A 12,282-nucleotide genomic window follows, 5' to 3' on the forward strand; every position below is an offset into this window, starting at 1 on the left:
GCGATAACCGTGGCTGCAAGCCTGCCGAACGGCGGTTAATAACCCACTAACCGATTCGGGCGGGCTCCGGATCATTCGAAGGCCGCATATGGGCGGACTTGCGTCTTCAGGCGAGCCCCCTTGTAATCGGCATTCAGCGCAGCATGGACCTGGGGCGGCCAAAATGTTCGGATGGGGACGATCAAAGAAGTCGGTTCTGGCCTCTGCCGAAAAGGCTATAGGCGATCTCTTCGAACCTCTGACGCTCCTGTCAGCCCTCGACAGGCTGCTTCCGCTGTACCTCAAGGAAACCGATGAAGGCCGGTTGGTTTACCCTGCCTGCAAGCGTGGACTGGGCGACACCGACGGAATGTGCGTGCCATCTGGGAGCACACGCGGCTCGAAGCCTGCCGCTACGTGATGATGGTGCCGCGGCGCGACGTAGATCTTTTGGTCAGCGCCGTCCGCCAGGCCGAAATGATGGATGCCTTTCTCAGGCAGGCTCCGCACGAAGAAACCGTCGCCGACTTCAAGGGCGTTCCTGTTGTCGATTATCCAGTTGCGATCATGGCGGGCCTGAATTGGCTCGATCATTGCGCCTTCATCGGCGGCGTCGACCCTGACAAGTTCAGCCGAACGAGACGAGACTTTCGACGGCTCGTGGTGCTCGCGCAGCAATGGTGGGCGATCGAAAACGCTGAACCGCGCTGCTATGAGATGCTTGCGAACTGTCAGGTCCCGCCGCTGATGTTCTATCTCATGTGGCAGAGCTTCACGCGCTTGGCCAAGGAGATCGCGATTGCGGCGATATACGGCTCCTCGCTCGATCGCGCCATCGAGCTTGACCGGCAGCATCTTCAAACGACACTCGGTTCGCAGCCCGACAAAATGCAAGCTGCGCTCTCTGCTCTGAGCGAAACCGCAGCCAGATTAAAAGACGCTTCTGATCCAGACGACTTGGGCCGTCGATAATAGCGCCGCGGCTCGCGCGCTTAGATCAAGGGCGAAACGAGCTCGACTGGGCAGTCAAATCTGAGGCGGTGCAGGCGTGATCGGCAAGCCCTTAGTCGCGCTTCAGCTACCAGATATGCCCCATCGCCAGACGAGGATGACGCGCGGCGCAGAAAGCTGGGCCTCAATCTACGTCGCCTTGGGCTTCACGCTTTCAATTGACGGGACGGCGATATCGATGATCCCTCTGTTTCCTTGGAAGCTTGCAGTTGACGTCGTGGTGCGTCGCTCACGGTTCTTCTTTTTCTCAATAGCGGACGGTTTCAGAACAAGCTCTTGGGCTGGAAGGCCAAGTAAGAACAGAAGGCTCGCTAAGTTTGCTCTGGGATTACTTGTGGCTTTGCCGCATATGTGGGCTCGGGCTTGGTGGGTGAGCCACTCCTTCGATCGGCTTCTCGCCTACGGCGGCCTTCGCCGCCGGTAATCTCCAATTTATCGAAACCACGAATTGCTTGGCAGGAGGACGGCTATTTTGAGATCCCGCACTCGTGCTTGGCGACCCAAGTCCTTGGTGTCGGCAGCGAGCTCATCAAGCTGCGCAAATGTTGGCTTAACGCTTGCTGCGGCCTTCTCCCAATGCGACTGGTCATCGGTTGCCAAGGCCGTCCATACATGCATCCGAGTTTCAAATACGCGCTATTCGATGCGCTCGTCTTCGACCACGTGATCTTTTTGGCGGACCACGGTCGCCAACGATCCGCTCGCGCTTCGGGAGGCATGGATCGTGTAGCCGCCAATTGCTGCGGTCATCAGAAGGAGAAATCCGAAACCAACCATCAGCCGACCGGCGATTTTGACATTTGCAAGCACTTGCTATGGCTCTCTGCTAGCGGAAGGTTGCCGTGCTTAGAATGCTCGCGTGCAGCGACCTGATCGCCCGGTGAAAACGTCAGCTATAGACAGGACGATTTCAGTTTGGCGAGTTCGAGGTTGCGCTCAATCAGATCGAGACTGGTTTCAAGGTTGGCCCTAGCTGAAGCGTCGCCAATCTTTTGTATGGCAGCTCGTATCTGACGATGAGTCTGCTCCAGCGTGGCGATGGCATGATCAATCGTGAGCTTGGCGTTCGCTTGAATGGATTTAAGCCGTGGATTTGGATTTGCACATCGACCGGAATCACACGCCATCGGGAACGGCACCACCGGCGTGTCACACTTGCCAAGGACGGTCGTTTCTGCTGCTTCACGAGTGGCCCGCACCGGCGCACTCGGTCGACGAAACTCCACAACATTGGGCATTTCGAACCTCGATCAAAGCGCATCCAAAATCACGCGCGCGCAGTCATGCTGATAGATCCGCGCGCGAATGGAATTACATGAGCAGCAACGCTTGTTGGTTCGGGTTGTAAGGCTGGCCCAGTTAATAAACTTCTATAAATGCGGGTCGTCCGCTTTGCCCGCAACAAACGATCGACGGCATACATCCTGTAACATTTGCGGGATGCAACTTGAAGCACGAAGCTGAATTCCAGCGCCCGGCCATCGAGCCGCGCAGAAAATCCTCAAGGAAGGCGGCATAAACGCACCGAGAAAGGAATACATGATCTCGCGTACACACTACTTGGGTTCGAGCGTCTGATCCGGCCGCAAAACGATCGCACAAAAAAAGTTCGTTGCCGACAGGCCGTCGACGAAGGCTGTACGTCAACCGACAGATTCAGGTTCGAAGTCGGCGACCACTTTCGAAGCAGCCCGAGGGCCTGGCAGTGGATGTTATCGCGTACGTGCTCATCCCTTTCACACTTTCGATAGAGCGGTGCAGACACTTGGAGAGAGCAAATCGCCCAATTGAAGTCGCAAACGGAGTCCGCGAAAGAAGTACCGTGTGCAAGCTTCGCACTGCGGCGGGTCCTCTTTCAGCCCGCGCGACTAAGGCGGGCCGTTGGCGATCGCCCGAGAGGATTTTATGCGCATGTAGCGCCCTGCAAGAGCATGATCTTCTGCCGAGCCGGCTGATAGATTACATCACGTGATACAGAAAATGTCACGAGGCACAGCAGCCCAATCGGCCAAGAATGGTCAGTCCAGGTAACCCCAACCGAGGTTAGCCAATGCAGAAGCCAACACGCTGTCCCCACGTCGACGACGGTGCGCCGTCCGGTGCGCTGCTTACCCGTTACGATGAGGGACATCTCGCCACCTATTCGCGGATGCTGGATGCCGACAGGGAAGGGGCCGATTGGCGCAAGGTGTCACGGATCATCCTGCATATCGATCCCGAACGCGAGCCAGCGCGTGCTAGGCGCGCTTTCGACAGCCATTTGGCCCGCGCGAAGTGGATGACCGAGTATGGTTACAGACAGCTATTGCGTGGCGGTGTTACGGGCCATGAGCTGAGCGACGGCAAGCTGTCGTGACCACAGTTGGTCCGCTGACCACCAATGACGGCCGGGGGTCTTTCTCTATCCACCCGCCCTTCCATCTCCGTGAGGCTGAGCGAGCTGAACTCGGCATTCTCTTAGCCACGACCTGACAGGAAGCGACGGCGCCTATCGGCGGAAGGCGCCGATCGTGTTGCGCCGCGATCCCAAGCGTGAACCAAACGATGCCCACAGAATGCTTGAGCTCAATTCAATAAAACAAGGCAGCCGGACGGCCATTCAAAAATGCGGGGTTATCGCTGATGACTTAACGTGACACCGAGTTTCAACGCCCTTCTGCCGCAACGCGGCCGCGCTCCGCTTCAACAGCTTTGCGATTTCCGATACGGGTGTTCGCGCCCTTGAATTTGCTTGGGGAGTTTGACGTCGGTCGGCGTGTAAGCCTTGCGCTTTAGCCAATTACATCTCGAATAGCGTCAAATTGCGCAGCACGCGGTTTGGTTGATCAAGTGTGAGAGACCGGCAAACAGTGCAACCATTTATGAACGGAATGGACCGCGTCGCCAGCCTCGGCATTGGATTCAGTGAGGACGAGCTTGTCGGCTTAAACGACGAGGCTGCCGTGTTCGCCCTTGCGCACGTTGGCCTTATGGTCCAGCGCCTGTTTGAACGTCATCCAAATCGGCGATCGGTAGCCTTTGGTTACGGCTTCCGGTCACAGCATGTGAACATTGATACCTTGCTACGGGATGCCATTGGCGCCCAGGGGCCGCGCGATATGCCCGCTGTCATTACCGGCATTCCAAGGCTTGATCCAGGGTCGCACGCCGTCTTCGACCTCGCGGACGATTTGGTCGGATGCGTTGACAGATGTCTGCGTCCTTGTCGTTGCCTTTCATGGCTTGAGGGTTGCGGCATGCAACCGACTAGCCGCGCGGCGATGAGCGGGGGTAGCGGTCAGGGTAAAAAAGCAGGGGGGTTGCGACCCCGGATGCTTGGTCCGGGACTACACGGCCCGTGCTTTTTGGCCTTGACAGAGGGCCGCAGGCCCCTCGACCAGTTTCTCGGTTCGGAACATCGCACTTCTCCTTGTGCGGCGAGAACACGGACTTTCATCTAAATGGTAGGCGATAGCCAGTGTTTTAACCGATCGAGGAATGGCAAGCTTCGAGACATGAAGCCTCGTGCGCTACTGGCCTGGAACGTCCGTCGGATCCGCATCAAACGTGGCATGTCGCAGGAACGATTGGCTCGCACGGCGGGGATCGATCGTTCCTACTTGGCCGGTCTTGAGCGCCAATCGAAAAATCCGACGATTGATGTTCTCGATCGCATTTCCGAAGCGCTCGGCGTTCATCCGTCCGATCTCTTTGTTGATCCGTCGAGCTGTGCGAGCATTCTCAAGATTTCGCCCCGGCCTAAGCGGCCGCGTCTGCTTCGCAAGAACGGGTAGCATTCATACGCGACGGGAGAGCAACACAAGCCATCTCGATAACGCGACGCCGGTCGGCAGGATTATGCAGCGCTCAGAATGTTTTCCCATGAGGCACGTCTCTTCGAGAGGCATAGCGCGAAGCCATAATGACTGCACGAAAATATTTTATCTAATCCCTACAGGTTCTTTGGCCGAATCGACGCAAGCCGCTCGCTCGCTACCGCGCCCTGGAGGCCGCGCTTTGCGAGCGGCCCGCTCAGACTCGCGGCAGCTGATTCAGGAGACACTAGGGTGCGCTTCGGTAACATTGTCATCTGAGCCAATATGAGGGGGCAGTTTTCCATGGCGCGCGGCACAATTACGATAACACGCACGATTGTGGTCATACGATTTCTCGAAGTGAGCACGACAGATGTCGGATGCATGCGTGCCTATTCCATCCTTCCTATCTGGCACATAGAAGCGCGCCACGGACTTTCTCCAATTTTGATTTACGGAATCACGACTACGGATGGATGAGATCTGCTGCCCTCTCTCCGATCATAATAGACGTTGCGTTGGTATTCCCAGCGATATGACGAGGAAAGATGGAGGCGTCCGCAACCCACAAATTCTCAGTACCTCTCACTCTGAGAGAAGGCGTGAGAACCGCACGATCGTCTGTTCCCATGCGGCAAGTTCCGACGGGATGAAAGAAGGGGACAGTCGCTTTCCGAATATACGCTTCATCTGCCTGCCGCCCGGCCCCTGGTACGGGTGCGTCCCTGAACTTGACGACATGAGAGCCGAACGGAGGCATAGAGCAGATCTTCCGGACCCAATCCAATCCACGCATAACTCCCTCAAAATCATCAGGATGTTCAAGCAAGCGCGGAAAGATGGCGATTGGAGCGAGAGGATCGTTCGATGTCAGTTCGAGATGACCCGTGCTCTTCGGATAATTGACGTTCACGAGGATGGTCACCAGGTTAGCTCTCGGGGTTTTCAGCCTTCCATTCTCCTTGGTGAGGCCGAACGGGAAGAGGTGAAATTGCAGATCCGGCTCAGCAAGCTCAGGAGACGATCTGAGAAAGGCGAGGACTTGCGCCGTCGGCACGCTCATGAACCCCGACCGTTTGAAGACCCACTCCGCCAAGGCGAGTGCTCCCCTTACCGGATGCGACAGTGCATTCGCGGTCTCTACATCGAGTTCGGCAAGGACATACAGACCCGGGTGCTCCATCAAATTCCGTCCAACCTCAGGACTTTCCACACGGGGAATAATGCCATGTTTTGTGAGATGACGGGGATCACCGACACCGGAAAGCATCAACAAGTGCGGGGAATTGATGGAGCCGGCCGAAAGAATGACACCCTTTCTTGCGACGAAATCGACATCTTGTCCGCGATGCGTGGCGGCAACGCCCCTCGCGCGCGTCTTGTCAAACAGAATGTGGCGAACGATCGTCTCGTCCAAGAACGTCAGATCACTGGCTGATAGCTTTGGCCGTATGAAGGCCTCGAAGGCCGAAAGCCGACGCCCGGCGCGCGTCGATCCTTGGTTCCAGGCAACTCCCTCGTGCGAGGCACCGTTCAAATCCTCATTGAAGGGAATGCCAGCGGCTTGAAAGCTATCGATAAACTTTTGTGAAATGGGGTGACGCCAACGTAAAGCTGAGACCCGTTGAGGTCCGAGCCCTCCGCGAAATTGATTGTCTCTGTCCTCATCCGCCGTCTCCATTTTTCGGAAGTACGGCAACACGTCCTTCCATCCCCATCCTCTGTTGCCCAGCGCCTCCCAAGCGTCATAGTCCCGCGCGGCCCCGCGGATGAAGATCATCCCATTTATGGCAGATGAACCTCCCGGCACCTTGCCACGAGGCCAGTCCTCGACCACGCCGCCCCTGCTCGGATCTGGCTTCGTCTTGTAAGCCCAGTCGTACCGTCTATTCCCGATCGTATAAACGAGGGCACCCGGAACATGAGACAGATTGAGACGCTCCTTCTTCCCGGCTTCCAGCAACAGGACCGATTGTTTTCGCTCAACCAATCGCGCCGCCAGAGGACATCCCGCACTTCCGGATCCTACGACAATGTAGTCAAACTCCATGCTGTTCACTCTCCGAATAGGAGCGCCATTGGATGGCCGCGCAATCCTGCAAAGTCATTGATGGTGCGGGTCTATTTCTGTCAGATGGCAAGCAGCCAATTCATCGCGTCCGCGTGCCGCGAGCGGCGGATCATCAATGGCGCACTTATCGAGCGCGAACGGGCAGCGTGGTCTAAAACTGCAGCCTGCTGGGATGTGGATTGGGTTGGGCGGCTCACCTTCCAGGAGGTAGGTCTCAGCCTTGAAAGGACGTTCCTCAACCGCCGGTACCGCGCTCAAGAGCGCACGGGTATAGGGGTGTCTCGGCTCGATGAAGGTGGTCCGATTGTCAGCCAGTTCCACCAAGCGCCCCAGATAAATCACGGCGATGCGATTGCAGGCTCGCCGCACCATCCCAAGATCGTGTGAGATGTAGATGTAGGTAATTCCGCGTTGGTCCTGAAGCCGCTGAAAAAGGGCGAGCAGCTTGCGCTGCTCGACCTGGTCGAGCGCCGATAGCGTCTCATCAAGAATGAGCAACTCGGGATCGAGAACGAGGGCCCGGGCGATACTCACACGTTGACGCTGCCCGGCGCTCAATCCGACCGGAAGTTTGCCGAACAGGTCGAGAGACAGTCCGACTTCCTGCATGGTCGCCGCAACCCGATCGCGGATCTCGGAACGCGACAACCCTCCATGGACGTAGAGAGGTTCGGCGATGGTTCGCCCGATCGAAAGATGAGGCGGAATGGAGCTAAACGGATCTTGCAGGAGAAGCTGGAATTTCCTTCGGAGCGCCAATAGGCGCTTGGCCTTCATAGACGCGATATCTTCGCCCATGAACAAGATCTGCCCTGAATCCGGGACCTCCAGGCGGCTCAGGAGACGCGAAAGCGTTGACTTCCCGCACCCCGATTCGCCGACGATCGCCAAATTGTCACCTCGTCGAACGTCGAACGAAGCGTCCCGCACCGCGTGCACGAACTGGTTTGCAAACAGCTTGTTTCTATCCCTCGCGGGATAAATCCGGCTGACGTTTCGCACCGACAGAATGACATCATTTGCGGCAGGTGACACCTCATCTGCAACGGCTTCAGTCGAGCTCTGCCATATGCGGGGGATGTCCGCTATCAACTGCTTTGTATAGGCATGTTGCGGAGCCGCGAGCAATTTCTGAACGCTTTGCGTCTCGACGACGCGGCCGCCTGCGAGAACAAGAACCCGGTGCGCGATTTCGTTGATGACCCCGAAAGAAGATGAAACGAACAGAATCGCCGTCTTGAAATCCCGCTGCAACTCGCGCAGGAGCCGAAGGATTTGAGCAGCGACGGTAACGTCAAGAGGTTGCGTAATGTTGTCGGCGACCAGAAGGTCCGGGTTCGTCACGAGCGCATCCACGATCAGGGCGCGTTGCATCATTCCGCCGCTGAACTGGAACGGAAACTCCTCAAATCGCTGTTTCGCGCCGGGCATCTTTACGGCATCGAGCAGGCGTATGACACGTCCCTCTGCCTCGCCGTTGGAGATATCAGGCTCGATGGATTTGAGTTTTTCGACGATTTGCCGGCCAACCGGAAGGGTTGGATCGAGAGCACTGGCGGGATCGGAGCCTATGTAGGCAATCTTGCGCCCACGGAGCGCCTGCATTTTTGCCCGGGGTAGTCTCAGAAGATCGTTGCCGCGATAACTGATAGCGCCCGATTCGATTTCGAGTGGGCTGGTGACCCACCTGACAAGCGCCCGCGACAGCACCGTCTTTCCCGAGCCGCTCTCGCCGATGATGCCGAGCACTTCGTTTTCACCGACACTCAGATTGACGTCGGTGAGCACGGCGCGCGTTCCGCGCGGCCCGAGATCAAGGGTGACGGTCAGATTGCGGACATCAAGAATGTTGACCGGCGATATCATTCGAATCCTAGCAAGATCTTGTTGCGAGATCGCTCGAGAGCTCCTCCCATGATGTTGATGCAACAGAGTGTGATCGCGAGCAGGAGGCCTGGCACCGTGGTGATCCACCAGGCATTCAAAATGTACTTCGTGCCGTCAGCGATGATGGTGCCGAATGTCGGGGTGGGCGGCTGAATGCCGATCCCGATAAAGCCCAGCACAGCCTCGAAAATCATCATGCGGGCAATGTCCAGGATTGCGACAAAGGCGATCGGAGGCAAGATGTTGGGCGCGATATGAACGAGCAGGACCCGCGCGTCTGAGGCGCCGAGAATCTTTATCGCTCGAACATATTCTTTGCGGCGCTCGGACAGGGTCACACTGCGCGCTACGCGAGAATACGCCGGCCAGCCGGCAAGAATCAGAACAAGGATGATGGCCAGCGGAGTGGGACGTGAAACGCCGAGAACTGTGATCGCCAGAATGATCGCGGGAATCGACATCTGCGCGTCTGTGATCCGCATCAAGAGCAAGCCGGCCCATCCGCCGAAATAGCCTGAGATCATGCCAATGGCTGAGCCAAGGATGAACATTCCCGCAACGCTCGTGATGCCGATCAGCAGGGCATTCCGAAGACCGATGAGGGAGCGGGTAAACAGATCACGGCCGAGTTGATCGGTGCCAAACAGATAAGGCCAGCTCGAATGATCCAGCAGTGCCGGTGACAGGAATTTCTTGCTGACATTGAATTGGGTCGGCGACAGATTGAGAATGTAGGGTCCCAGGACAGAAAGGATGATCAGCAGGCAAAACAGGGCAAATCCAATCCTGAACTCAGTTGTTCGCCATGCCTGCACGAAGATGCTGGCCGCGATGCCGCGACCTCGTGTTGCCGCAGGGCTGTCGGTCCTGGCCGAAAGTTCCGTCGATGCTAGTATTGGAGCCTCCTGTCGATCGCCATCGCTGCAAAGTCGACGAGAATATTGAGCATCACCAAGGTCGCACAGGCGAGGATCGCGATGGCCTGGATAACTGGGAAATCCCGTTGGAAGACCGCGTTGATCATCAAAAGGCCAACGCCGGGATAGTTGAAGACGTATTCGACGACGAACAGACCACCAAGCAAAACCCCAATGGCCTGTATCCCGAGTACATTGAGGACGGGGATGCTCGAATTGCGCAGCACGTGCGCGACAATCATTCGGCTGCGCGAGAGACCGCGAATCTCACCCTGCGACACGTATGGCTCGACAAGATTTCCGCTCACCGAGACCGAGACGGACCGAATGAGGGTCGGAGCAAGTTCGATCGCGAGAACAATGGCGGGCAAGATTGCGTAGCTCGGCCCCTGATAGCCGATCGCCGGCAGCCATCCGGCCTTGGCGGAGACGAGAAAGATGAGAACGAGGGCCAGCCATACATTGGGAAGTGAGACCAGGACGGAAGCCAAATGCAGTGCAAGCCGATCCGGCCATCGTCCTGATCTCAAGCCCGCGGCTATGCCGATCGGGAGCGCGATTGCCAAGGCAAACAGGAATGCAAGGCCAGCAAGGAGCAGGCTGAAGGGTAGACTGGTTGTGATGAGGCCCAAAACGGATGCACGGTTGGCGGCATCGAAAGTCGAGCCGCCTCGCGAGCCGCCAGTGCTGCCGCCTTGTGCGCTTCTGACGAAAGAGCTCCCGAAATCCCCCGTCAGGATTTGCGCGACATAGCGGCCGAATTGAACCGGGATTGGATCCCTCAGGCCCATATCTTTGGCGGTCTGCTCTGCGACAGATACTGACGCCATTGGCCCCAGCATCATACGCACAGGGTCGCCGGGAACGACGCGCAGCAGCGTAAAGATGAGCATCGTCACGAGGACGACCAATACCAACCCTTGTGCAAGGCGCCGAGCGAAAAAGTCGAGCGCAAACAGCATGTCGGCTCCTGGCCTCCCAAAGACTTTTGCTGCGGCCCCTTTAGCTCAGGTCCGCCTTGCTCAGGTCAATCGGCCCGTTGGGGAAATAGTATGCCCCCGTCAGATTCCTGGCTGCGGCATGGAAGGTCACGGCGGAAAAGAGCGACAAGCTCGGAACCTTGTTTGCGAGAGTGGGAAACGTCTCATTCTTGAAAATGCTGCGGCGCTCTTCCGGGTTTGTAGCGGCGCGTTCCTTGTCTAGCGCCGCGTCAATTTCCCGGTCGTTGATCCCAGTGATCAGCGCGGCGCTTGAATGCCAGTTCGGTCGAAGCACGAGATCCGGCTCCGGCGATCCGGTCATCCAGCCGACGTCGCACATGTGGCCCTGGCCCTGGCCGTCAGCGCGGCGATAGATCGCCTGCTCCCACGCGGCCGGTTCAAGAACAGTCAGGCGAACATCAAGCCCCTGTTCTGCGAGCATCGCTGTGATCAGCTCGCCATACTCTTTCGTCTTCGGATAGAACCCGATCGAGGTGATATATTCGAGTTGCGGCAGCCCCCTTCCCTTGGGAAACCCTGCCTCGGCGAGAAGCTTCTGGCAGGCATCCGGATCGAACTTGGGATAATCAGGAATGTCCGTGAAGCCGAACTTGGTCGGCGAAATATAGCAGTTAGACGGTGTGGCCGCCTCGCCCATCAGCGACAGGATTTGATCGCGGTCGATGGCGTGGCAAACTGCGCGGCGAATGCGTGCGTCGTTGAAGGGAGGCTTGTTGCACCGGAAGTGCAAATATTTGTTTTCGGTCGTCAGCGCCCTGTGGGTGGTGACTTTCGGGTTGCTTGACAACGAGGCGTATTGCTCGGGCTCCAGCCGTTCGGCAATGTGATATTCGCCGTTCAACAGGCCCAGCGCGCGCGTGTTGGCGTCCGGAACGTAGGCATAGACGATCCGATCGATCTTGGGACGTCCGCCGTAGAATTCATCATTCGCTTCGAGGCTGTTCCTGTCTCCCTGCGTGCCCGCATATTTGAAGGCGTTCGTGCCGTTCGGGCGCTTTTGGAGGAGCGCGGGATCGGCAATATCCTTTGCCGACAGGATTGGAAGGAAGCTCGAAATGAACCAGAAGGCAGACGCGGGGTAGCCGTGTTTTTCGGTCTTCAACCGGACCGTCAGTTTGTCGACGACCTCGACATCAACGCGGCCCGGATAGAGGGCGGATGCCGGGCGCGCCGGATTGGAGGCATACTCCATGGTCGCCTTAACATCTTCAGCACCGAACTCCTTGCCATCGTGGAATTTGACGCCGTCCCGAAGCTTGAACTCCAGGGTGTGCGCATCAATCAGCTTCCAACTGGTGGCGAGGTCCGGGGTCAGCTCTTCAGACTTACCCTCCCGCATTTCGCAGCGTGTCAGATGATTGAATACGAACTTTTCTAACTTCAACTGCCCCAGGGTCGTGTGAGAGGTCGGATCCCAATTGCCGGTGACCGCGCCCATCGACGCCAGCACGAGGGTTTTACTTTGCGCCGCCTTCGCTGGGAGCGGTTTGAGACCCGCTCCGCTAGCCACGGCAACTGCTCCGGCTCCTGCAAGCAACTCTCTCCGTGTTACCATTTCGGGTCCCCTCTTCTTGGGTTAGACGCGCAAACAGCGCGCTTGATGAGCGCTCTCTTCACATAAA

Annotated in this window: 10 protein-coding genes and 1 pseudogene; 3 read left to right on the plus strand and 8 right to left on the minus strand. The window is 57.4% G+C overall.

What is annotated here, in order from left to right; translation table 11 throughout:
• The first annotated feature begins 351 nt into the window (after window positions 1-351).
• Window positions 352-951, plus strand: coding sequence for a hypothetical protein (locus ACM42_RS05465; RefSeq protein ID WP_050992059.1), 600 nt, complete (start codon window positions 352-354; stop codon window positions 949-951).
• Window positions 952-1,626: 675 nt separating this feature from the next.
• Here the strand turns inward: ACM42_RS05465 and ACM42_RS05470 are convergent.
• Together ACM42_RS05470 and ACM42_RS05475 are read right to left on the minus strand one after the other, a co-directional pair.
• The gene (locus tag ACM42_RS05470; protein ID WP_157785279.1) at window positions 1,627-1,800 is read right to left on the minus strand and encodes a hypothetical protein; all 174 of its coding nucleotides are present in this window, start codon (window positions 1,798-1,800) and stop codon (window positions 1,627-1,629) included.
• Window positions 1,801-1,883: 83 nt separating this feature from the next.
• Window positions 1,884-2,228 (minus strand): hypothetical protein, encoded by a 345-nt coding sequence (locus ACM42_RS05475; RefSeq protein WP_157785278.1) that lies wholly within the window; start codon window positions 2,226-2,228, stop codon window positions 1,884-1,886.
• 812 nt (window positions 2,229-3,040) lie between these two features.
• On the opposite strand from ACM42_RS05475, the gene ACM42_RS05480 reads away from it, so the two are divergent.
• On the plus strand, window positions 3,041-3,346 hold the full coding sequence (locus ACM42_RS05480) for a DNA -binding domain-containing protein (RefSeq protein ID WP_036046019.1): 306 nt from the start codon (window positions 3,041-3,043) through the stop codon (window positions 3,344-3,346).
• Window positions 3,347-3,914: 568 nt separating this feature from the next.
• Here the strand turns inward: ACM42_RS05480 and ACM42_RS38475 are convergent.
• Window positions 3,915-4,160: pseudogene (locus ACM42_RS38475) on the minus strand (ArdC-like ssDNA-binding domain-containing protein).
• Between the two features lie 324 nt (window positions 4,161-4,484).
• Between ACM42_RS38475 and ACM42_RS05490 the strand changes: the two are divergent.
• Complete coding sequence (locus ACM42_RS05490) at window positions 4,485-4,763, plus strand: helix-turn-helix domain-containing protein (RefSeq protein ID WP_081493968.1); 279 nt, start codon at window positions 4,485-4,487, stop codon at window positions 4,761-4,763.
• 487 nt (window positions 4,764-5,250) lie between these two features.
• Here ACM42_RS05490 and ACM42_RS05495 read toward each other — a convergent pair whose 3' ends face one another.
• The 5 genes from ACM42_RS05495 to ACM42_RS05515 all read right to left on the minus strand — a co-directional run bounded on the left by ACM42_RS05495 (window position 5,251) and on the right by ACM42_RS05515 (window position 12,215).
• Entirely contained in the window at window positions 5,251-6,834 is a 1,584-nt protein-coding gene (locus ACM42_RS05495; RefSeq protein ID WP_081493967.1) for a GMC family oxidoreductase, read from the minus strand.
• 54 nt (window positions 6,835-6,888) lie between these two features.
• Window positions 6,889-8,721, minus strand: coding sequence for a dipeptide ABC transporter ATP-binding protein (locus tag ACM42_RS05500; RefSeq protein ID WP_244431539.1), 1,833 nt, complete (start codon window positions 8,719-8,721; stop codon window positions 6,889-6,891).
• A complete protein-coding gene (locus ACM42_RS05505) occupies window positions 8,718-9,557 on the minus strand; it encodes an ABC transporter permease (protein ID WP_370057852.1) in 840 nt (279 codons plus the stop codon). The genes ACM42_RS05500 and ACM42_RS05505 overlap by 4 nt, the downstream gene beginning before the upstream one ends.
• 74 nt (window positions 9,558-9,631) lie before the next feature.
• A complete protein-coding gene (locus tag ACM42_RS05510; RefSeq protein ID WP_050992061.1) occupies window positions 9,632-10,618 on the minus strand; it encodes an ABC transporter permease in 987 nt (328 codons plus the stop codon).
• Between the two features lie 43 nt (window positions 10,619-10,661).
• The gene (locus tag ACM42_RS05515) at window positions 10,662-12,215 is read right to left on the minus strand and encodes an ABC transporter substrate-binding protein (protein WP_036046005.1); all 1,554 of its coding nucleotides are present in this window, start codon (window positions 12,213-12,215) and stop codon (window positions 10,662-10,664) included.
• Window positions 12,216-12,282: the final 67 nt, after the last annotated feature.

It is taken from the genome of Bradyrhizobium sp. CCBAU 25338, from assembly GCF_028128965.1.
In the GTDB taxonomy this organism is placed as follows: domain Bacteria; phylum Pseudomonadota; class Alphaproteobacteria; order Rhizobiales; family Xanthobacteraceae; genus Bradyrhizobium; species Bradyrhizobium liaoningense.

Excerpts from the sequence above, each read along its gene's own strand:
- ACM42_RS05515 (WP_036046005.1), bottom strand. The coding sequence starts at position 12,215 with ATGGTAACACGGAGAGAGTTGCTTGCAGGAGCCGGAGCAGTTGCCGTG.
- ACM42_RS05475 (WP_157785278.1), bottom strand. The coding sequence starts at position 2,228 with ATGCCCAATGTTGTGGAGTTTCGTCGACCGAGTGCGCCGGTGCGGGCC.
- ACM42_RS05480 (WP_036046019.1), top strand. The coding sequence starts at position 3,041 with ATGCAGAAGCCAACACGCTGTCCCCACGTCGACGACGGTGCGCCGTCC.
- ACM42_RS05495 (WP_081493967.1), bottom strand. The coding sequence starts at position 6,834 with ATGGAGTTTGACTACATTGTCGTAGGATCCGGAAGTGCGGGATGTCCT.
- ACM42_RS05490 (WP_081493968.1), top strand. The coding sequence starts at position 4,485 with ATGAAGCCTCGTGCGCTACTGGCCTGGAACGTCCGTCGGATCCGCATC.
- ACM42_RS05500 (WP_244431539.1), bottom strand. The coding sequence starts at position 8,721 with ATGATATCGCCGGTCAACATTCTTGATGTCCGCAATCTGACCGTCACC.